Origin of the sequence: Pseudoalteromonas sp. BSi20439 (assembly GCF_000241165.1) — a bacterium.
GTDB lineage: Bacteria > Pseudomonadota > Gammaproteobacteria > Enterobacterales > Alteromonadaceae > Pseudoalteromonas.
This window is the reverse complement of sequence record NZ_BADW01000055.1, coordinates 38,757-57,787: the sequence shown is the minus strand read 5'-3', so window position 1 is coordinate 57,787 and position 19,031 is coordinate 38,757. Positions and strand designations below refer to the sequence as shown.

At 40.9% G+C, this 19,031-nt stretch carries 23 protein-coding genes; 15 read left to right on the top strand and 8 right to left on the bottom strand.

Translation table 11 applies throughout. From position 1 onward, the window contains the following. Window positions 1-84: 84 nt before the first annotated feature. A complete protein-coding gene (gene zapE, locus P20439_RS05465; RefSeq protein WP_008465128.1) occupies window positions 85-1,173 on the bottom strand; it encodes a cell division protein ZapE in 1,089 nt (362 codons plus the stop codon). Window positions 1,174-1,306: 133 nt separating this feature from the next. Here zapE and P20439_RS05460 point away from each other — a divergent pair, with 133 nt between their 5' ends. From P20439_RS05460 to P20439_RS05450, 3 genes are all read left to right on the top strand, one after another. Continuing rightward, window positions 1,307-1,741: a YhcB family protein gene (locus tag P20439_RS05460; protein ID WP_008465126.1), complete on the top strand. Its 435-nt coding sequence runs from the start codon at window positions 1,307-1,309 to the stop codon at window positions 1,739-1,741. A gap of 122 nt (window positions 1,742-1,863) precedes the next feature. Continuing rightward, window positions 1,864-3,216 carry a Do family serine endopeptidase gene (locus P20439_RS05455; RefSeq protein WP_008465125.1) on the top strand — a complete coding sequence of 451 codons (1,353 nt, stop codon included), beginning with the start codon at window positions 1,864-1,866 and terminating at the stop codon, window positions 3,214-3,216. 86 nt (window positions 3,217-3,302) lie between these two features. Beyond that, complete coding sequence (locus tag P20439_RS05450) at window positions 3,303-4,385, top strand: trypsin-like peptidase domain-containing protein (protein ID WP_008465124.1); 1,083 nt, start codon at window positions 3,303-3,305, stop codon at window positions 4,383-4,385. 89 nt (window positions 4,386-4,474) lie between these two features. Here P20439_RS05450 and murA read toward each other — a convergent pair whose 3' ends face one another. Genes murA through P20439_RS05415 form a run of 7 tightly spaced genes read right to left on the bottom strand, consistent with a single transcriptional unit; the run spans window position 4,475 to window position 9,141 of the window. Beyond that, window positions 4,475-5,734, bottom strand: coding sequence for a UDP-N-acetylglucosamine 1-carboxyvinyltransferase (gene murA, locus P20439_RS05445; protein ID WP_008465122.1), 1,260 nt, complete (start codon window positions 5,732-5,734; stop codon window positions 4,475-4,477). A 14-nt stretch (window positions 5,735-5,748) separates the two neighbouring features. Beyond that, on the bottom strand, window positions 5,749-6,006 hold the full coding sequence (locus P20439_RS05440) for a BolA family protein (protein ID WP_007378312.1): 258 nt from the start codon (window positions 6,004-6,006) through the stop codon (window positions 5,749-5,751). 5 nt (window positions 6,007-6,011) lie between these two features. Next, window positions 6,012-6,305 carry a lipid asymmetry maintenance protein MlaB gene (locus P20439_RS05435; protein ID WP_008465119.1) on the bottom strand — a complete coding sequence of 98 codons (294 nt, stop codon included), beginning with the start codon at window positions 6,303-6,305 and terminating at the stop codon, window positions 6,012-6,014. After that, the gene (locus tag P20439_RS05430) at window positions 6,298-6,978 is read right to left on the bottom strand and encodes a phospholipid-binding protein MlaC (RefSeq protein WP_008465117.1); all 681 of its coding nucleotides are present in this window, start codon (window positions 6,976-6,978) and stop codon (window positions 6,298-6,300) included. Before P20439_RS05430 ends, P20439_RS05435 begins: the two co-directional genes overlap by 8 nt. A 5-nt stretch (window positions 6,979-6,983) precedes the next feature. After that, window positions 6,984-7,532, bottom strand: a complete 549-nt coding sequence (mlaD, locus tag P20439_RS05425; protein WP_008115537.1) for an outer membrane lipid asymmetry maintenance protein MlaD — start codon at window positions 7,530-7,532, stop codon at window positions 6,984-6,986. 14 nt (window positions 7,533-7,546) lie between these two features. Further along, entirely contained in the window at window positions 7,547-8,326 is a 780-nt protein-coding gene (gene mlaE / locus P20439_RS05420; protein ID WP_008115536.1) for a lipid asymmetry maintenance ABC transporter permease subunit MlaE, read from the bottom strand. Next, window positions 8,326-9,141: an ATP-binding cassette domain-containing protein gene (locus P20439_RS05415; protein WP_076918908.1), complete on the bottom strand. Its 816-nt coding sequence runs from the start codon at window positions 9,139-9,141 to the stop codon at window positions 8,326-8,328. The genes mlaE and P20439_RS05415 overlap by 1 nt, the downstream gene beginning before the upstream one ends. A 265-nt stretch (window positions 9,142-9,406) precedes the next feature. Between P20439_RS05415 and P20439_RS05410 the strand changes: the two genes are divergently transcribed. The 12 genes from P20439_RS05410 (at window position 9,407) to mgtE (ending at window position 18,960) form a co-directional block, all read left to right on the top strand. Then, window positions 9,407-10,375 carry a calcium/sodium antiporter gene (locus tag P20439_RS05410; protein WP_036932956.1) on the top strand — a complete coding sequence of 323 codons (969 nt, stop codon included), beginning with the start codon at window positions 9,407-9,409 and terminating at the stop codon, window positions 10,373-10,375. A gap of 3 nt (window positions 10,376-10,378) precedes the next feature. Continuing rightward, entirely contained in the window at window positions 10,379-11,350 is a 972-nt protein-coding gene (locus P20439_RS05405) for a KpsF/GutQ family sugar-phosphate isomerase (RefSeq protein ID WP_008115530.1), read from the top strand. Next, on the top strand, window positions 11,351-11,902 hold the full coding sequence (kdsC, locus tag P20439_RS05400; RefSeq protein ID WP_008115528.1) for a 3-deoxy-manno-octulosonate-8-phosphatase KdsC: 552 nt from the start codon (window positions 11,351-11,353) through the stop codon (window positions 11,900-11,902). It begins immediately after the preceding gene. After that, window positions 11,899-12,453 carry an LPS export ABC transporter periplasmic protein LptC gene (gene lptC / locus P20439_RS05395; protein ID WP_008465114.1) on the top strand — a complete coding sequence of 185 codons (555 nt, stop codon included), beginning with the start codon at window positions 11,899-11,901 and terminating at the stop codon, window positions 12,451-12,453. Before kdsC ends, lptC begins: the two co-directional genes overlap by 4 nt. Further along, a complete protein-coding gene (gene lptA / locus P20439_RS05390) occupies window positions 12,443-12,982 on the top strand; it encodes a lipopolysaccharide transport periplasmic protein LptA (RefSeq protein WP_008465112.1) in 540 nt (179 codons plus the stop codon). The genes lptC and lptA overlap by 11 nt, the downstream gene beginning before the upstream one ends. Continuing rightward, complete coding sequence (lptB, locus tag P20439_RS05385) at window positions 12,979-13,704, top strand: LPS export ABC transporter ATP-binding protein (protein ID WP_008115523.1); 726 nt, start codon at window positions 12,979-12,981, stop codon at window positions 13,702-13,704. Before lptA ends, lptB begins: the two co-directional genes overlap by 4 nt. 334 nt (window positions 13,705-14,038) lie before the next feature. Then, complete coding sequence (locus tag P20439_RS05380; protein ID WP_008465110.1) at window positions 14,039-15,538, top strand: RNA polymerase factor sigma-54; 1,500 nt, start codon at window positions 14,039-14,041, stop codon at window positions 15,536-15,538. 26 nt (window positions 15,539-15,564) lie between these two features. Continuing rightward, entirely contained in the window at window positions 15,565-15,852 is a 288-nt protein-coding gene (gene hpf, locus P20439_RS05375; RefSeq protein ID WP_008115519.1) for a ribosome hibernation promoting factor, read from the top strand. A 4-nt stretch (window positions 15,853-15,856) separates the two neighbouring features. After that, the gene (ptsN, locus tag P20439_RS05370; RefSeq protein ID WP_033104262.1) at window positions 15,857-16,309 is read left to right on the top strand and encodes a PTS IIA-like nitrogen regulatory protein PtsN; all 453 of its coding nucleotides are present in this window, start codon (window positions 15,857-15,859) and stop codon (window positions 16,307-16,309) included. A 19-nt stretch (window positions 16,310-16,328) separates the two neighbouring features. Further along, window positions 16,329-17,171, top strand: a complete 843-nt coding sequence (rapZ, locus tag P20439_RS05365; RefSeq protein ID WP_008115516.1) for an RNase adapter RapZ — start codon at window positions 16,329-16,331, stop codon at window positions 17,169-17,171. Between the two features lie 17 nt (window positions 17,172-17,188). Next, the gene (locus P20439_RS05360) at window positions 17,189-17,461 is read left to right on the top strand and encodes an HPr family phosphocarrier protein (RefSeq protein ID WP_008115514.1); all 273 of its coding nucleotides are present in this window, start codon (window positions 17,189-17,191) and stop codon (window positions 17,459-17,461) included. A gap of 140 nt (window positions 17,462-17,601) precedes the next feature. Continuing rightward, a complete protein-coding gene (gene mgtE / locus P20439_RS05355) occupies window positions 17,602-18,960 on the top strand; it encodes a magnesium transporter (protein WP_008115512.1) in 1,359 nt (452 codons plus the stop codon). The last annotated feature ends 71 nt before the right edge of the window (window positions 18,961-19,031 follow it).

Sequence of the window (19,031 nt, the reverse complement as noted above, 5' to 3'; positions counted from 1 at the left end):
TGGTTAACATCGCAAGGTTTTTTTATTTAGAAGTTAGGTGTTTTGCTCGAGACCCGCAGCCCGTCGCCCGCTAACCTTCGTATTTTAAGCTAAATGCTCTCGGGCTAAATATTCTAACGATTGCATTTCTTGCAGGCGACTAATACAGCGTTTAAATTCAAAGTTTAAATTGCCTTGTGTATAGAGCTCGGTAATGGGTTTTTCCGCAGAGATAATTAAGGTAACGTTACGCTCATAAAACTCATCTACCAACGCAATAAAACGCCTTGCTGCATCATCATTATTTTGTCCAAGCTGTTTTACGTTTGATAAAATAACTGTGTTATATAATCGGCTTATTTCCATGTAATCCACTTGGCTACGTGCGGTTTCACACAGTTCGCTAAATTCAAACATAACGATGCAATCAGACACCTTGCGGGTTTTGATCATCCGCCCTTCTATTTCAATTGGGGTGTCTACTTTACCGGCCTCAGGGGAGAGCTTATCAAAGTATTCAAATAGGTTTTTATCAGCTTGCTCATCAAGCGGGCTGTGAAAAATTTCTGCTTGTTCCAGTGTACGTAACCGGTAATCAACACCGGAATCTACATTTACTATTTCAGTATGCTTATTCACTAAGGCAATAGCCGGTAAAAAACGAGCGCGTTGTAAGCCGTTGCGGTATAAATCATCAGGTATAATATTAGAGGTTGCAACCAACACAATACCACGAGCAAATAGCGCCTCCATTAAACCACCGAGCAGCATGGCATCGGTAATGTCTTGAACAAAAAACTCATCAAAACAAATTATGTCTGTTTCTGCTTTAAAAATATCGGCAACTGTTTCTAATGGGTTTGCTGTGTTGTTTAACTTTTTAAGCTCGTCGTGTACTCGGTGCATAAAACGGTGAAAATGCACTCGCATTTTTCTATCGCCCGGTAAAGCTTCGTAAAAAGTATCAACAAGGTAAGTTTTACCACGGCCTACGCCACCCCAAAAGTATAAACCTTTAATGGGAGCTGGCTCTGCTTTATTAAAAAGCTTTGCAAAAAAGCCTTTAGATTGTGGTTTTGCTTGTGTTAAATCGTCGTATAAACGCTGTAAATGACGAACTGCATTTTCTTGTGCTGCGTCATGTACAAAGTCATCGCGTTGAAGGTCTTGCTGGTATGTTTGCCAAGGAGTCATATCTATTTACAGTTAAAACACAGTTTAATTTGTAAAGCATATTAACACGCATCAATACTCAGGGTATATTAGACTTAGTATGAATTATTATTGAACTAAATTTTTTTAGTTATTTTCGCATAGAGGTGAATTTATGGGTACATTTACATGGGTAGGATTAGTGGTAGTAGTTGCTATTGCTGCATTTTTCGTTGGTGCCTTTGTCACTAAAAAACAGTTTAAACATGATGAATTAGAGCAACAAGCAGAGCAAGCTAAGCATTCGCTTGAGCAGTATCGCCAAGATGTTGCCGACCATTTAGCGAATACTGGTAAGTTAGTAAACAAAATGAAAGAAAACTACGATCAGTTATTAAGTCATGTTGAAGAAACTAATCAACTGTTACTTGAAGACAGAAATAAAGCCCCTGCTGAACCGTTTTTCTCTAAAGAAACCACCGAACAGTTACAAGCGTCATTAAAAGAACGTAGTTCAGATCGCTCAAACGCCGATGCCCAACCAGCTGATTATGTGTCGGGTAAATCAGGATTATTTGCTGGTGATGTGAATACTTCTAAAGCATCTTGATGAACTTTTTTTTGACCCCATAGTCTTTAGATATAACAGCTTTGTTGTTTTATCTTACTGATATACTTTTTTGAGGCTGCTTATTGCAGCCTTTTGCTTTTTAAGTGGAGTAAACCCTGACTATGAAAATGAAATTATCACTTATCAGTGCTGCTATTTTATCTACCAGCTTATTACTAAGTCCAACCGCCTCGTTTGCTAAATTGCCGGTTGCCGTTAATGGTCAACAATTACCAACACTTGCCCCTATGCTTGAGCAAATTACCCCAGGTGTAGTGAGTATTCAGGTTTCAGGCTCTAAAGAGGTTCGCCGACGCGGTGACCCGCTCGATTTCTTTTTTGGCAACCCGCAGCCACGTAGCCAAAAGCGCCAGTTTAGTGGTTTAGGCTCAGGAGTTATTATTGATGCTGACAAAGGTTATGTCGTTACTAACAACCATGTAGTGCAAGACGCTGAAAAAATGGTAGTCACCCTTGAAGATGGCCGCGAATATGAAGCAACAAAAATTGGTAGCGATAAAGAGTCTGATATTGCGCTACTACAAATAGACGCAGATGAATTAACCGCAGTAAAGCTAGCTAACTCAGATGACTTACGTGTCGGTGATTTTGCCGTCGCAATTGGTAACCCTTTTGGTTTAAGCCACACGGTTACCTCAGGTATTGTTAGCGCATTAGGCCGCAGTGGCTTAAATATTGAGGGTTACGAAGATTTCATTCAAACCGATGCCGCGATAAACCAAGGTAACTCAGGTGGGGCTTTAGTTAATTTAAACGGTGAGCTGATTGGTATTAATACCGCTATTTTAGGTGCATCAGGTGGAAATGTGGGGATTGGCTTTGCTATTCCGTCAAATATGATGAAAAACCTAGTTGATCAAATTGTAGAGCATGGTGAAGTACGCCGTGGTTCGTTAGGTATTTCAGGCCGCCCTCTTGATGCAGGTCTTGCTAAAGCACAGCAGCTTGATGTTAAACAAGGGGCTTATGTTATGCAGGTAATGGATGACACCGCAGCCAGCAAAGCGGGAATTAAAGCAGGCGATGTAATTATTAGCATTAACGGCAGTGAAATTAGCGGATTCCATGAGCTACGCAGTAAAATTGCCACCTTAGGTGAGGGTCGTGAAGTACAGTTGGGGATTTACCGTGACGGTAAAGTTAAAAATGTGGAAGTAACCCTAGATGGTGCATCAGGCATTACCGCTGCGGGCGAAGAGTTACACCCAGCATTCCAAGGTGCAACGCTTGAAAACGTGAAGAAGAACAAAATGAAAGGGATTGAGGTGACCTCTGTCGACCCTCGTTCGCCATCAGCACGAGTAGGCCTTGAAGAAGGCGATGTTATTGTGCAAGTAAACCGTCAACGAGTAGAAAGCATTCGCGACATGAACAAAATTATCGAAGATATTCAAGGTAATATTGTGTTAGGTGTGAAACGCGGACGTGAATCTATTTTTGTATTAATTCAGTAATAATACAATAAAAGTAACAGCGGCACTTGCCGCTGTTATTTTTTTGTGCCATCATAAAGGGATTGCTCACTAACAATAAGAATACCGTGCTAAAACTTCTAAAATTTGTACTTCCTCCTCTATTTGCCGGTTTAGGCATTGCTTTTTTAGTGGTTTTTTTTAGCCCTAACATGCGCACTGCATTGCTACCTAACGTGCCGCTACCCAGTGCAATGACTGCAAGTCATTTGAGCTTTTCTGACGCAGTTAAGCGCGCAGCGCCATCGGTTGTCACCATTTTTTCAGAAAGCATTTCTAAAGAGCCACGCTATAAACGCCAAAATACGGTGCAAGAGCTTGGTTCTGGGGTGATCATGTCACCTGACGGTTATATTTTGACTAATTACCATGTGATCAATAATGCCGATCAAATACTGGTTATTCTTACTGACGGCAGACGTTTTTTTGATGTGCAACTCATTGGCTTTGATACTATTACCGACTTAGCATTATTAAAAATAAATGCCAATCACCTGCCTGTTATACCCGTTAACGATAACTACAGTTCGAGTGTAGGCGATTTAGTATTAGCCATCGGAAACCCACTTAACTTAGGGCAAACCATTACTCAGGGGATCATTAGCGCCACCGGTAAGCAAAAAATTACCGACAGTCCTTACAATAACTTATTGCAAATGGACGCTGCTATTAACGTAGGTAACTCTGGTGGTGCACTGGTAAATTCTAATGGCGATTTAGTAGGGATCACCTCTGCCCAGTTTAAAACCCGTGAAAACTTAAATATACAAGGGATCTTTTTTGCGGTGCCTTACACCTTGGCAAAAGAGGTAATGGGCAAACTTATTCGCCATGGTCGTGTTGTGCGCGGCTATTTGGGCTTTGAAGGCACAGCGGTAGACAGTACAGGTAAAGAGGTCAATGATAGCTTAACGCCCGTTGCAGGCATGCGTATTACCAACCTAGACCCTTTAGGCCCTGCATGGCAGGCGGGTATAGAAGAGCAAGATATTGTGATTAAAATTGCTGGGCTTTCAGTGGCTAATCCACAAAATGTATTGAAAAAAATAGGCAGTACCGAACCGGGGAAAGAAATTGAGTTTGAGCTATACCGTAACGGTAAAATACAAAAAATAATGGTGAAAGTAGCAGAGCTTGAAACCAAGCTATAAAGCGCTTATTTATACTTTGGCATTAGACATAAAAAACGCGATAGATTATCGCGTTTTTATGGATTAGAATAATAATCGTATTAGTATAACTAATTGCTTTTGCGTTTGATGTTAGCACCTAGCGCACTGAGTTTATCTTCAATACGCTGATAACCTCTATCTACATGATAAATACGATCAACAACCGTTTCGCCTTGGGCTACAATCCCCGTTAGAATAAGACTCGCTGATGCACGAAGGTCAGTTGCCATTACTTGCGCACCCGATAAGCTTTTTGTTTCACCACAAAAGGCCGTATTGCCTTCTAAGCGAATATTAGCGCCCATACGTTGTAGCTCAGGCACATGCATAAAACGATTTTCAAAAATAGTTTCGGTAATCGTCGCACTACCATTAGCCACCACATTTAATGCGGTAAACTGCGCTTGCATATCGGTTGGAAAACCTGGATGAGGCATAGTTTTAATATTCACCGCTTTTAGCTCTCGGCCTCGCATGTCTAAATAAATACTGTCATCGTGCACTTCTAATAACGCATTGGTTGCACGTAGTTTTTCTATTACTGGCTCAAGTGAATGAAAGTCGGTCATTTTACATAGTACTTCGCCGCCAGCCATCGCTGCAGCCACTAAAAAGGTACCTGTTTCAATACGATCCGGTAATATGCGGTGCTCACAACCTGATAAACGCTCAACCCCTTCAATCTCAATACGGCTTGAGCCCGCACCACTGATTTTAGCCCCCATAGCAATTAAGCAATTGGCTAAATCGATAATTTCGGGCTCGCGCGCTGCATTTTCTAGTACTGTTTTACCCTCGGCGAGCGTTGCCGCCATCAGTAAGTTTTCAGTAGCACCTACGCTGATCATTTCCATGAAAACTTCAGCGCCTTTTAAGCGACCATCTACTTTGGCATTAATATAACCGTTTTCAACGGTTATTTGAGCGCCCATACGCTCTAAGCCTTGAATATGAATATCAACCGGGCGCGCACCAATAGCACAGCCACCAGGTAAGGATACTTGTGCCTCACCAAATCGAGCGACTAAAGGACCAAGTGCAAGCACTGACGCACGCATTTGCTTTACTAAGTCATAAGGCGCTAACGTGCTATTTACCGTTGCACCATCAATAATGAGTGAATCGCCCTGCCACTGAACATCAGCGCCTAACGTTTTCAGTAAGGCTTCGGTCGTGATGATATCGCGAAGATGTGGTACGTTAGTGAAAGTACTTTTGCCATCAGCTAATAAAGCTGCAAATAGAATCGGAAGAGCTGCGTTTTTAGCGCCAGAAATAGTTACTTCACCAGCGAGTGAAGTGCCACCTTGAATTACAAATTGATCCATCTAAGGGGCCTTATTTATTGCGGTAAAATGAATTTTTGCTCACGTTTCCACTCTGTCGGAGTAAAAGCGCGGATAGAAACAGCATGAATGGTACCGTCTGAAATAGTGTTCATTAATGGGCCATACACTAGCTGTTGCTTTTTAACACGACTTAATCCGTCAAAGCATTCACCGACAGCGATTACTTCATAATGACTGCCATTGGCTTTTACATGTACTTCAGCTAACTGAAGTTCGTCGCGTAATAATGTTTCGACTTGACTCGTTTCCATAACTCTCACTCAAATAGGGTTGTAACCTGGCCTAACTGCATAAGGTTTTGCAGTTGTTCAGGTGGGTTTTGCAATTCAAGGCGAATGCCTTGTTGCTTAAATTCTGTAAAAGAGTGAATTAACCAAGCTAAGCCGGCTGTGTCAACCCTTGTCACCTCACTTAGGTCAAAATAAAGGGTTTTATGCTCAGTTTGTCGCTTAGTGTTCAGAAGCCGTTCATTGCCAATTGAATTATGAGTCAATTCACCACTGACTCGTAGATGCTGTTCATCGACTTGGCTGATTGCCAATTTAGTCATTTGTGTCGCTGCCTCTAAACTGAACCGGTAACTTACTTTTTTGCTCTAACAGGTCGCTAACGTGGTCAATACCTTGTTGGCGTAAAATGCCCTGAAGCTCACTTTGTTTTGCATCAAGTAAGCTAATGCCTTCAGCAATCATATCGTAAGCGCGCCATTCGCCACTTCTATCTTCACGTACTTTAAAATCAATTTTAATATCAGGCTTACCGGCTTCTACAATTTTGGTTTTTATCATCACCACATCTTTGCCTTTAAAAGGCTGCTCGGCAGCAAATTCAACTTGTTGATTAGTATACTGGGTAAAAACGCCAGCATAAGTGGCAACAAGGTACTCTCTAAACGCGCCAATAAAACGCTGAATATCTTCAATTGCTTTTGCTTTTTCTGCTTTGTCGGTAATGGCGCGTACCTTAGACACTTCGCTACCTAACACTCTTAGTGCTGCATATTTGTAGTCAATGTAAGGCATCAGCTCTTCTTCAACGATGACCCTTAAATGTTCTTTGTTGGTAGATATTAATGGCTGGTCTTTGGTAATACGCTCAAAAGTATTATCAGCAACCTGACGCACCATTTTATTCGGATCAACCAATTTAACTTCATCGGCATGCACGCTTTGTACTAGCATTAAACTTACCAATGCGACATTTGCTAAAAATGTTTTCAACATAATAATTACTCACTACCTTGGTTGAATAAAAACTGGCCAATTAATTCTTCAAGTACCAATGCCGACTTAGTATCAGTGATTGAATCGCCACTTGCTAATGCTTTGCTTTGCACCCCAAATAAATCGTCAATAGCTTGGTCTTGCGCACTGTTTGCAACATCTTCGCCTAAACAACGTTGTTTAGCTGAATCTGAGGCGATCACAGGGTTAATACCTAAATATTGCTCGCCTAAAATACCCGAGGTTAAAATTGAGATAGAACTGGTGTCTGAAAAACGACATAAATACTGCGCATCAATACTCATGTTCACCACAGGTAAAAACTCTTGCGGGTGCACATAAATTGACTCGACACGACCAATAACAACTCCCCCTACTTTAATAGGCGCGCGAGTTTTTAATGAGCCTATATTTTCAAACTTGGCGTTTAATGTGTAGGTTTCACCTGAGCCGCTAATACCTGAATTAGCCACTTTAAGCGCTAGCATTGAAAACGCCAAAATACCTAGTGCGACAAAAAAACCAACTAAAATTTCTAATTTCCGTGAATTCATTATTTAATACCCTATTAGCTAGTAAACATTACCGCTGTCAAAATAAAGTCAAAACCTAATACCGCCAGTGATGAGTGCACCACTGTTTCTGTTGTTGCCTTACTGATCCCTTCTGATGTAGGAATACAGTCATACCCTTTATAAAGCGCAATCCAAGTGACAACAATCGCAAATACGATACTTTTAATTAAACCGTTTAGTATATCTTTTTCAAACGACACCTGAGCTTGCATTATTGACCAAAAGCTTCCAGTATCAACGCCTAGCCAATCAACACCCACCAAGTGAGCACCAATAATAGCGACCGCTGAAAAAATTAACGCCAGTAACGGCATACTAATTAAGCCAGCCCAAAATCGCGGCGCAATAATACGCCTAAGCGGGTCGATAGCCATCATCTCTAGCGACGATAACTGCTCGGTGGCTTTCATTAAACCGATTTCAGCCGTCAACGCACTGCCTGCCCTACCTGCAAATAATAATGCAGTAACCACAGGCCCCAGCTCACGTAACAAGCTAAGCGCCACTAGAGGTCCAAGGCTGTCTTCTGCACCATAATCAACTAAAACGGTATAACCTTGCAGAGCTAAAACCATGCCGATAAATAAGCCCGACACCACAATAATCAACAGCGATTGTGAACCAACCATGTAGAGTTGGCGCACCAGTAGAGGCGTACCTTTTTTAAAATTGGGTAAATGCCATAGTGCACTTGCTAGCATTTGCGTTGAACGCCCAAGTGCAGCAAAACGACCCAGTGTTTTATGGCCTATTTTTTGTAGTAAATCCAACATTACTGCGGCTCTCCTAACAGTTCATCTGCATAGGTTTGTGCTGGATAATGAAATGGTACAGGCCCATCTGATAACCCTTTTAAAAATTGTTGCACCAGTGGTGATTCATGCTGACGCATTTCATCTGGCGTGCCGCTTCCAATCACACCTTGCTCGGCAATAATAATAACATGGTCGGCAATGCTCATTACTTCATTCACATCATGTGTAACAATCAAAGAAGATAAACCAAGCACTTCATTTAATGACTTAATCAGCTTAACCAACACTCCCATTGAAATGGGATCTTGTCCTGCAAAAGGCTCATCATACATAATAAGTTCAGGATCAAGCGCTATAGAGCGAGCCAAAGCTGCACGACGTGCCATACCACCAGATAACTCTGAAGGCATTAAATCTTTAGCACCACGTAAGCCAACGGCTTGAAGTTTCATTAAAACCACTAGACGGATTAAGTCTTCACTGAGTTGTGTGTGCTCGCGGATAGGAAATGCGATATTGTCAAACACCGACATATCGGTAAATAAAGCACCGCTTTGAAATAACATGCTCATGCGTTTACGTGCCGCGTAGAGTTCTTTACGCGACATGGCGACTATGCTGTCTTTTTTAAATAAAATATCACCGGAGTCAGGTTTGAGCTGGCCACCAATTAAGCGCAGCATCGTGGTTTTGCCAATTCCGCTTGGCCCCATAATGGCAGTAATTTTACCCTCTGGGACATCAAAGCTCATATTTTTATATATGACCCTATCGCCTCTAGAAAAGGTAACATCCTTTACTTCTACTATTGATTGCGACAAGTCGCTCTCCATAACAATATTCTCTCATATTTCTATTTTAAGGGTTTTTTGGTCAAGATGGAAAAAACAATTCGTAAGATTTTGTAATAGCGCCGCCAAAACAGTTATAAGACTGCGATAAATTGACTTAACCGACGCTTAAACAACCAAATCAACTTAGTAAAAAATTATTTTAATAACCGTCTAATGTATTACAGCTTACTCTTTTACTTATACTTTTATGGTGGCTTTTGTTACTATTCGCGCTATCTGAATTTACACTAGCTGGCTTATCACAATGGTTACCTCGTTTGTCATTTTAATTCTCGGTTTTGCAGCTCTCGTATGGAGTGCAGACAGGTTTGTTTATGGTGCAGCTGCACTGGCTAAAAACTTTGGCGTACCAACATTAATAGTAGGTTTAACCGTGGTAGCTATGGGCTCATCGGCGCCTGAAATGATGGTATCCGCTTCAGCTGCTTTGGCTAATAAAACCGATACGGCGGTTGGTAATGCGGTAGGTTCAAATATAACTAACATACTATTAGTATTAGGTATTACAGCGCTTTTAAGACCACTTTCAGTTTCTTCAAGTACACTAAGGCGTGAAATTCCATTGGTATTACTGGTGTCTATCGCCACTTGGTATATTTTTTCAGATAACTACTTTTCGTTTTTTGAAGGCGCAGCCTTACTGTTTGGTTTTGTTGTTTTTATTGGTGGGCTTATTTTTGTATCACTGCGAGCAAAAAACCAAGACGACCCCTTTGTTAGCGAAGCCTGTGATGAAGTACCTGACAACGTACCAACCAAAAAAGCCGTTTTTTGGTTGGTAGTGGGTATGATTTTACTGCCGGTTAGCTCACACTTTTTAGTTGGCTCAGCCGTCGATATTGCTAAATACTTTGGCTTAAGTGACTTAGTAATTGGTTTAACCATAATAGCCATAGGTACCAGCTTACCTGAACTTGCAGCCTCTATTGCGGGTGTTCTTAAAAATGAAGATGACCTAGCACTGGGTAACATTGTTGGCTCAAATATCTTTAATATTTTAGCGGTATTACCGCTGGCAGGATTAATTAACCCATCGGTTATTGACGCATCAGTAGCTAACCGTGATGTTATCATTATGATAGGTGCAACCTTGGCACTTATTGCTATGTCATTGAACTTTAGAGGTCAAAGACGTATCAATAGACTAGAAGGTGGCTTGCTCATCGTCGCATTTATGATTTACCAAGGTTATATTTTTAGTCAAGTAGGGTGATCCATGGCAACGCTAAATTTTATTCAACAAGGCTTACGCGTCCTTGATATAGAACGCCAAGCACTCAACGATATCGCACAATACGTTAATGAAAGCTTTAACCAAGCGTGTCAATTAATGTATGACTGCTCAGGCCGTATTATTGTTATTGGCATGGGTAAATCGGGCCATATCGGTAATAAAATAGCAGCCACTTTAGCGAGTACTGGTAGCCCCGCATTTTTTGTTCACCCTGGTGAAGCGAGTCATGGTGATTTAGGTATGATCACTGCCAGTGATGTAGTTATGCTTATTTCTAACTCTGGCGAAACCAGTGAAGTGCTTAATATTATTCCGGTATTAAAACGCATTGGCGCTAAAATGATTGCTATGACAGGTAACGAAACGTCAACTATGGCAACATTGGCAAATGTGCATGTGTGTATTAAAGTTGAACAAGAAGCCTGCTCATTAGGCCTAGCGCCAACGGCAAGTACCACGGCAACACTCGCTATGGGTGATGCAATGGCAGTCGCATTATTGGAAGCCCGTGGCTTTACCGCAGATGATTTTGCTCTGTCGCATCCAGGTGGCAGTTTAGGCAAACGCTTACTGTTAACCTTAAAAGATGTAATGCACAGCGGTATTCACACGCCTATTATTAATGAAACGCAAACCATTAAAGACGCCCTAATTGAAATGTCAGCCAAAGGACTCGGCATGACCGCTATTATAGATGGTAACCAACAATTATCTGGTTTGTTTACCGATGGTGATTTACGCCGTATTTTAGAGCAACGTGTTGATATACACAGCACAGAAATTAATGTTGTGATGACTAAATCATGCACAACAGCCACACAAGACATGCTCGCGGCTGAAGCACTGAACATTATGGAACAAAAACGTATTAATGGTTTAATTGTGATTAATGAGCATAATCAGCCCATTGGCGCACTAAATATGCAAGACTTACTAAAAGCGGGAGTGCTATAAATGCAGTTTGAAGATCTTTACCAACCGTTAAGTGATGATGCAAAAGCGCGCGCCAAAAAAATAAAATTATTAATTTGCGACATTGATGGTGTGTTTTCTGATGGGCGTATTTATCTTGGTAACCAAGGTGAAGAGCTCAAAGCATTTAATACCAAAGACGGATTTGGCATTAAAGCCCTTATTAATAGTGGTTTTGAAGTTGCCGTGATCACAGGTCGTCACTCACAAATAGTTCAACAACGTATGAGTAGTTTAACCGTACAACATATATACCAAGGCCAAGAAGACAAACTCATCGCCTATCAAGAATTAAAACAAAAATTAGCGCTTAGCGATGAGCAAATTGCCTACATAGGCGACGATGGCCCTGATATGCCAGTAATGGAAAAAGTCGGGTTTGCAGTAGCCGTGAACGACGCCCACCCGCTGATTAAACGTTTATCGCATTATGTTACTCAGCTGCCTGGCGGCTTTGGCGCAGTAAGAGAGTTAACAGACTTACTAATGCTTGAAAACAATAAGCCACTTACCAGCCAAGGAACCAGTTCATGAATGTGGCGCGCATTATACTGAGCGTTTTATTCATAAGCTGTATGGTTTGGCTTTGGTATCCTTACTTTACTCAGGTAGATATTGTTGCGGATGAACAAACTCAAGTTATTGCTAGACCCGATTATACCGCGATTGAGCTAAAACAAACCGCTTACAATGATCAAGGTAAAGTAAGCCATAAAGTGACTGCGGTAAAAATGGAGTTATATCAACAACTCGGTTTTACCTTTTTTGAAAAACCTATATTTACGTTATATAACGAACAGCAAACATGGCGTATTAACGCTGATGAAGCCACCCTCTACGACGATCGGCAACTGGTGTTAGAGGGTAATGTGAAAGCGCTAAATTTAGTCGATAACGCAATGATCGATACGATCACAGCCGATAGCATCAATGTAGATATAAAACTACTCACTATGCAGTCACAGCAGCCAGTCGTTATTACAGGACCTAATTTAAAAATCATCGGTAAAGGCCTTGAAGCCGATTTAAAAACCGAAGTGATTAAACTTATTAACCATACGCGAACCCTATATTATGACCAATAACCTATTTAAAATTTTAATTGTTCCTTCACTACTGATTGCATTTCATAGCCATGCAGAGGAGGCCGTTGAAGCCCCTGTGGCTAATCAAATTTCAATTAGTGCTGACAGACAGGAAGGTCAATTAAAAGAAAACGTGGGCATTTTTGAAAAGAATGTTGAAATTATTCATGGTAATCGCCGCATTACCGCCGATCGTTTAGAAGTACATAAACGTGATGACTTAGGCGAGAATAAGCAACTTTTAATTGCCACAGGTAGCCCTGCTTACTTTGAAGAAACACAAGCTGATGGCACCATCATGAGCGCCAGTGCCAATGAAGTTCGCTATGATGTATCGCAACGTTTTTTAACCTTAATCGGTGATGCCAGCATCGCTCAAGCAGGTCAAAAAATTACCGCTAAAAGTATCACCTACGATATAGAGCAGCAGTTGATTAGCGCAGAAAAAGATGAAAATTCAACCGATCGTGTACACACCATTTTGGTGCCTGTTGAAAACAAAAAAGAAGACGATAAAGGCCAACCATGAGCACATTAAAAGCAGAGCTATTAGCAAAAAGCTATAAAGGCCGTGAAGTGGTGAAAAATGTTGGCCTAGAAGTCGAAGCTGGCAGTATTGTCGGTTTACTTGGCCCCAATGGCGCAGGTAAAACCACGACCTTTTACATGATTGTAGGGCTTGTACCGAGCGATAAAGGTAAAATATCAATAGATGATCAAGATATCACTTTATTACCAATGCACAGCCGAGCTCGCCTAGGGATTGGTTACTTACCACAAGAATCATCGATTTTTAGAAAGCTGACGGTTTACCAAAACTTAATGGCTATTTTAGAAACACGTAAAGAGCTTAATAAACAACAACGTGAAGATACCTTAAATAATTTACTTGATGAATTTAGCATTCAGCATATTCGTGACAGCCAAGGTATGGCTCTGTCAGGCGGTGAACGCCGCCGTGTTGAAATTGCCCGGGCATTAGCAGCAAATCCTAAATTTATACTATTAGACGAACCCTTTGCAGGGGTTGATCCTATCTCTGTATTAGATATTAAAAAGATCATAGAGCATCTTAAAAATCGAGGGATTGGCGTATTGATCACAGATCACAACGTACGCGAAACACTTGATGTTTGTGAAAAAGCCTACATAGTTTCTCATGGGGAGTTAATTGCATCAGGCACTCCAGATTACGTATTAAACGATAAAACAGTACGCGATGTTTATTTGGGCGAGCAGTTCAAGCTCTAATATTTGTGTTATTCCACTAAGCATCTGCTAAGATTAATTATACTTAGGTCTGTTGACCTTTCAAGGTTGAATTTGCAGCAGTCTGTTTGGTATTTAGGCAAGGCAGAGCCTATGTGATGTGGTATTCCCCATAAATAGGCGATAACGCAGCATCAATGCCAAACAGGCGCTGGCCTTCGGGTTCTGCCTAGGGACGATTTACTTTTTGTTGCTCGGTTTTGACTTAGCCCACTAGGTTACAAACCTCGCGCCGCGATTAAACCGCCCCTAGTTTGAACAAATTTTAATCCGTAAAGGTCAACAGACCGTAATTTAAAAGGATTGTTAGAGATAAATGAGGCAATCATTACAGCTGCGCATGGGCCAGCAACTTACAATGACTCCACAGTTGCAACAAGCAATTCGCTTATTGCAGCTCAGTACATTGGATCTCCAGCAAGAAATTCAAGAAGCGCTCGATAGCAATCCCTTGCTTGAAGTTGAAGAACAAGATTACAGCGAAGATGCTGCGGGTAAAAACGAACAAAAAGCCGATAACGATGAATCAACGCTAAGTGCTTCAGCTGACGAAAAACCTAGCGAGTATGAGCAAGACAGCGGCGAAGCCATGAGCAAAGACACCATTAGCGATGATATGGCAATGGACGTTACATGGGATGAATACATGAGCGCAGCACCTGCCTCTTCATCGGGACCGATGCCTGAAGATGAATCAATTTATCAAGGCTCTTCAACTGAAACGCTGCATGAATATTTAATGTGGCAATTGCAACTGACGCCATTTAGTCCTACAGATGAAGCCATTGCGATTGCAATAGTAGAAGCCGTGGACGACTCAGGTATTTTAACCCTTAGCTGTGAAGAAATTTTAGAAAGCTTTAATCAAGAAAACGACGACGAAGATGAAGTTGAACTTGATGAAATAGAAGCGGTATTAAAGCGTATTCAATTATTTGATCCAGTAGGAATAGCCGCGCGTAGTTTACAAGAGTGTTTGTGTATTCAACTTAATCAATTTGATAAAGACACGCCTTTTTTAAACGAAACAAAAATGATTTTAACCGATCATATTGATTTACTAGCGGCACGTGATTATCGCACGTTAATGAAAAAAACTAAGCTCAAAGAAGATGAGCTTAAAGAGATCATGACGTTAATTCATACCCTTAGCCCAAAACCGGCAGACACTATTGTCAGAGAAGAGTCAGAGTATGTTATTCCTGATGTGTCGGTTAAAAAAATTAAAGGGCGTTGGGTGGTTGAACTAAACCCTGATAGCATGCCTAAAATTAGGGTAAACAGCCAATATGCGGCTATGTCACGTACTGTTAAATCAAGTGGTGATAGCCAGTTTATTCGCTCACACTTGCAAGAAGCAAAATGGTTTATAAAAAGTCTAGAAAGTAGAAACGACACGCTACTTAAAGTAACTAACTGTATTGTGCAACAGCAACAGGCCTTTTTTGAACATGGTCCTGAGGCGATGAAGCCTATGGTGCTTAATGATGTGGCAGAAATGGTAGAAATGCACGAATCGACTATTTCGCGTGTTACTACGCAAAAATACATGCATACACCACGGGGTATTTTTGAGCTTAAATATTTCTTTTCAAGCCATGTAAGCACTGAAAACGGTGGCGAATGTTCATCAACAGCAATTCGCGCATTAATTAAAAAATTAATCGCGGCAGAAAACTCAGCTAAACCATTGAGTGATAGTAAAATTGCAGATATATTGGCAGAGCAAGGAATTAAAGTAGCAAGGAGAACTATTGCAAAATATCGCGAATCTCTAGCTATTCCCCCGTCGAATCAACGAAAAAGTTTGATTTAAGGCGTACAACAAAGAGGAAAATGTTTATGCAACTGAACTTAACTGGTCGCCATGTAGATATTACTGACTCGCTTAGAGACTACGTAAATAGTAAATTTGCAAAGCTGCAGAGGCACACTGATCACATAACGAATGTGCATGTTATTCTCGATGTAGAAAAACTAAACCAAAAAGCTGAAGCAACCGTTCATGTTAGTGGCGCTGAAATTTTTGCCTCTACTGAACATCAAGATATGTATGCCGCTATAGACTCGCTGATTGACAAGCTAGATCGTCAAGTAATTAAACACAAAGAGAAACTTGCTCGACACTAACACTATGAAACTAAGCTCACTTATCTGTCAGGACTGCAGTAAAGCTGCGGTCCTTTTTAATAGTAAAAAAAGAATTTTAGAATTTATCAGTGAATTGGCTCACAATAAACTGCCCTATTTAACCCAACAAGATATTCTCAACGCGTTAACCGCTAGAGAAAAGCTAGGGAGCACAGGTATAGGCCGAGGAATTGCAATTCCACATGGTCGTATGAGTGGTGCACAAGAGCCTCTTGCACTTATACTGGTGAGCGAAACGGCTATTAATTTTGATGCGATAGATAACCGACCGGTCGACATTTTTGTTGCCTTAATTGTCCCCGACGGTGACAATCAACAGCATTTAAAGACCTTAGCTACCATTGCAGATAAGCTCAACGATAAAGAATTTTGTAAGCAATTACGGGCGGCAAAATCCGACAATGAGCTGTACCAAGTCATTGTCAGTCAACCGTAGTAACAATAAAGGGTGATAAATGGAATTAATAATTATAAGTGGTCGCTCAGGTTCTGGTAAATCTGTTGCGTTACGGGTTGTTGAGGATTTAGGTTATTATTGTGTAGATAATATTCCTTTAAATTTATTACCATCTCTTGTTCGAAGTGTTTCCGACAGCTACAACAAAATTGCCGTAAGTGTTGATGTGCGTAACTTACCTAAAGAGCAGCAACAGTTTAATGAAATCATTGAATATTTACCTGGTTTCACTAAACCAACGGTGTTTTATTTAGACAGTGACGATCAAACATTAATTAAACGCTTTTCGGAAACTAGGCGTCTTCACCCTCTTTCTATTGATTCTCTACCGCTTGATTTAGCAATAAAAAAAGAAAAACAACTACTGGATGTTTTGATCAATCATGCTGATCATATGATTGATACCACTGATTTAAGTGTGCATCAGCTGGCTGAGTCTATCCGTGAAAAAATACTCGGTAAAAAAGACAAACAACTGATCATTACCTTTGAGTCATTTGGTTTTAAGCACGGTATACCCAAAGAAGCAGATTACGTATTCGATGCCCGATTTTTACCAAACCCGCATTGGGAGCCTGAACTTAAGCCACTCACAGGGCTAGATCAACCGGTAAAAGACTACCTAGCCAGCCACAGCATAGTACAAAAATTTACATGGCAAATTCAAACCTTTGTACAAACATGGTTGCCGCATTTAGAAAGAAATAACCGCAGCTATTTGACCATAGCCATAGGTTGTACTGGTGGACAACACCGTTCTGTTTACTTAGCGCAAACTATAGGTGAAAGTTTTGCAATGAGTCATCCTAATGTAAAAATTCGTCACAGAGAACAAGAATAACATCAAAGAGAATAGTAATGCGGTTAGAAAACACATTTTTAATAAAAAACAAATTAGGCCTGCATGCCAGAGCGGCAACAGTACTGGCACAGCTTTCTGTGCAATTTGATGCCTCAATCACTTTATTTCAAGACGATAAACAAGCCGCTGGCGATAGTGTATTAGCACTTATGTTACTAGAGAGCAGTCAAGGCAAAGAAGTGAAGGTAGTATGTGAAGGCCCTGACGCAGAACCTGCACTTAATGCAATTGGTGAGCTCATTGACCAACGATTTAATGAGCAAGAATAAAATAGTTCATCATTAAATCATCATCCTAAGCTAAGGTTAATAGTGGTTGAGGTAGTTTGCTCATATAAAGTAAGATAAACTAAAATTGAATAGCATTCATAACCCTTCCACTATGTAATAAAATTTAATTAAGGACGCCAATGCCTGAAGCTTTAGAACAAGATATTCCACTACAACAACTAAAACAGGTGACCAAGTCACTAAATAGTGGTCAATTTGTTCAAGTTAGGCGCATGCTAGCAAAAACGGCACCTTGTGATACCGCACTTCTTTTAGAATCATCTCCCCATAAAATTCGTCGCATGCTCTGGCAACTGGTTGATCCTGATGTACAGGGCGATGTACTTGAAGAGCTCTCTGAAGACGTACGTTTGGGTATTATTGCGCAAATGGCACCTGAGCACATTGCGGCTGCAACAGAAGACATGGGCCATGATGACTTAGGGGAAGTGCTACGTAGTCTGCCTGACACCGTTTATAAAGACGTTGTCAGCGCTATGGATATTCAAGATAGAGAACGTGCAACACAAGCTCTATCCTATCAGGAGCGCTCTGCTGGCGCCTTGATGAATATCGATACCGTAACTATTCGCCCTGATGTAACTCTAGATGTTGTACTACGTTATATTCGCTTACGCGGTGAGCTACCAGAAGGCACCGATGACTTATACGTTGTAGATAAACATAACTGTTTTTTAGGCGCCTTATCGCTAAGCACTTTATTAACTAATCCTCCAGAGAAAATTGTTCAGGATTTAATGGATGAAGAGTGTGAATCTATTCCTATTTCAATGGATGAAAGCGAAGTAGCGCAACTATTTGAACGGCATAACTGGATATCGGCACCAGTTGTCGATGACAACGCGCATTTGCTTGGTCGTATTACTATTGATGATATCGTTGATGTTATCCGTGAAGATGCAGAGCATAGCTTATTAAGCTTAGCGGGTCTTGATGATGAAGAAGATACCTTTGCGCCGGTCTTAAAAAGCTCTAAAAAGCGCTCAATTTGGCTAGGTGTAAACTTACTAACTGCATTGCTGGCTGCAATTGTGGCGAGCTTTTTTGAAAACACCTTAGCTATATTACCAATTCTTGCTGTGCTCAATGGCATTGTCCCGTCAATGGGTGGGGTTGCAGGCAGCCAAACTTTAACTTTGGTTATTCGCGGTATTGCCGTAGGTCATATTAACCAAACTAACCAACGTTTTTTATTATTAAAAGAACTCGCTATCGGCGCGATTAACGGTATGGTTTGGTCTATCCTAATTGCCGGTGTCGTTGCGCTTTGGCAATGGGATTTCAAACTCGGTGGTGTTTTAGCGTTTGCTATGTTTATGAATTTAGTTGCGGCAGGTATTGCGGGTGCTAGTATCCCACTATTGCTTAAAAAAATGAAAATAGATCCAGCACTTGCAGGCAGTGTGGTACTAACCACAGTAACTGATATTGTTGGTATATTTGCCTTCTTAGGTACTGCGACTTGGTTATTGATTTAATCTTTTTATAAACGTTTATAAACAAAAACACCGCATCAATACGCGGTGTTTTTGTTTAAGCCGATAGTTAC

Excerpts from the sequence above, each read along its gene's own strand:
- lptA (WP_008465112.1), top strand. The coding sequence starts at position 12,443 with ATGACCAATAACCTATTTAAAATTTTAATTGTTCCTTCACTACTGATT.
- mgtE (WP_008115512.1), top strand. The coding sequence starts at position 17,602 with ATGCCTGAAGCTTTAGAACAAGATATTCCACTACAACAACTAAAACAG.
- mlaE (WP_008115536.1), bottom strand. The coding sequence starts at position 8,326 with ATGTTGGATTTACTACAAAAAATAGGCCATAAAACACTGGGTCGTTTT.
- P20439_RS05405 (WP_008115530.1), top strand. The coding sequence starts at position 10,379 with ATGGCAACGCTAAATTTTATTCAACAAGGCTTACGCGTCCTTGATATA.
- rapZ (WP_008115516.1), top strand. The coding sequence starts at position 16,329 with ATGGAATTAATAATTATAAGTGGTCGCTCAGGTTCTGGTAAATCTGTT.
- P20439_RS05360 (WP_008115514.1), top strand. The coding sequence starts at position 17,189 with ATGCGGTTAGAAAACACATTTTTAATAAAAAACAAATTAGGCCTGCAT.
- P20439_RS05455 (WP_008465125.1), top strand. The coding sequence starts at position 1,864 with ATGAAAATGAAATTATCACTTATCAGTGCTGCTATTTTATCTACCAGC.
- hpf (WP_008115519.1), top strand. The coding sequence starts at position 15,565 with ATGCAACTGAACTTAACTGGTCGCCATGTAGATATTACTGACTCGCTT.
- P20439_RS05380 (WP_008465110.1), top strand. The coding sequence starts at position 14,039 with ATGAGGCAATCATTACAGCTGCGCATGGGCCAGCAACTTACAATGACT.
- lptB (WP_008115523.1), top strand. The coding sequence starts at position 12,979 with ATGAGCACATTAAAAGCAGAGCTATTAGCAAAAAGCTATAAAGGCCGT.
- P20439_RS05415 (WP_076918908.1), bottom strand. The coding sequence starts at position 9,141 with ATGGAGAGCGACTTGTCGCAATCAATAGTAGAAGTAAAGGATGTTACC.
- lptC (WP_008465114.1), top strand. The coding sequence starts at position 11,899 with ATGAATGTGGCGCGCATTATACTGAGCGTTTTATTCATAAGCTGTATG.
- P20439_RS05410 (WP_036932956.1), top strand. The coding sequence starts at position 9,407 with ATGGTTACCTCGTTTGTCATTTTAATTCTCGGTTTTGCAGCTCTCGTA.
- kdsC (WP_008115528.1), top strand. The coding sequence starts at position 11,351 with ATGCAGTTTGAAGATCTTTACCAACCGTTAAGTGATGATGCAAAAGCG.
- mlaD (WP_008115537.1), bottom strand. The coding sequence starts at position 7,532 with ATGAATTCACGGAAATTAGAAATTTTAGTTGGTTTTTTTGTCGCACTA.
- ptsN (WP_033104262.1), top strand. The coding sequence starts at position 15,857 with ATGAAACTAAGCTCACTTATCTGTCAGGACTGCAGTAAAGCTGCGGTC.
- P20439_RS05440 (WP_007378312.1), bottom strand. The coding sequence starts at position 6,006 with ATGGAAACGAGTCAAGTCGAAACATTATTACGCGACGAACTTCAGTTA.
- zapE (WP_008465128.1), bottom strand. The coding sequence starts at position 1,173 with ATGACTCCTTGGCAAACATACCAGCAAGACCTTCAACGCGATGACTTT.
- P20439_RS05435 (WP_008465119.1), bottom strand. The coding sequence starts at position 6,305 with ATGACTAAATTGGCAATCAGCCAAGTCGATGAACAGCATCTACGAGTC.
- P20439_RS05430 (WP_008465117.1), bottom strand. The coding sequence starts at position 6,978 with ATGTTGAAAACATTTTTAGCAAATGTCGCATTGGTAAGTTTAATGCTA.
- P20439_RS05460 (WP_008465126.1), top strand. The coding sequence starts at position 1,307 with ATGGGTACATTTACATGGGTAGGATTAGTGGTAGTAGTTGCTATTGCT.
- murA (WP_008465122.1), bottom strand. The coding sequence starts at position 5,734 with ATGGATCAATTTGTAATTCAAGGTGGCACTTCACTCGCTGGTGAAGTA.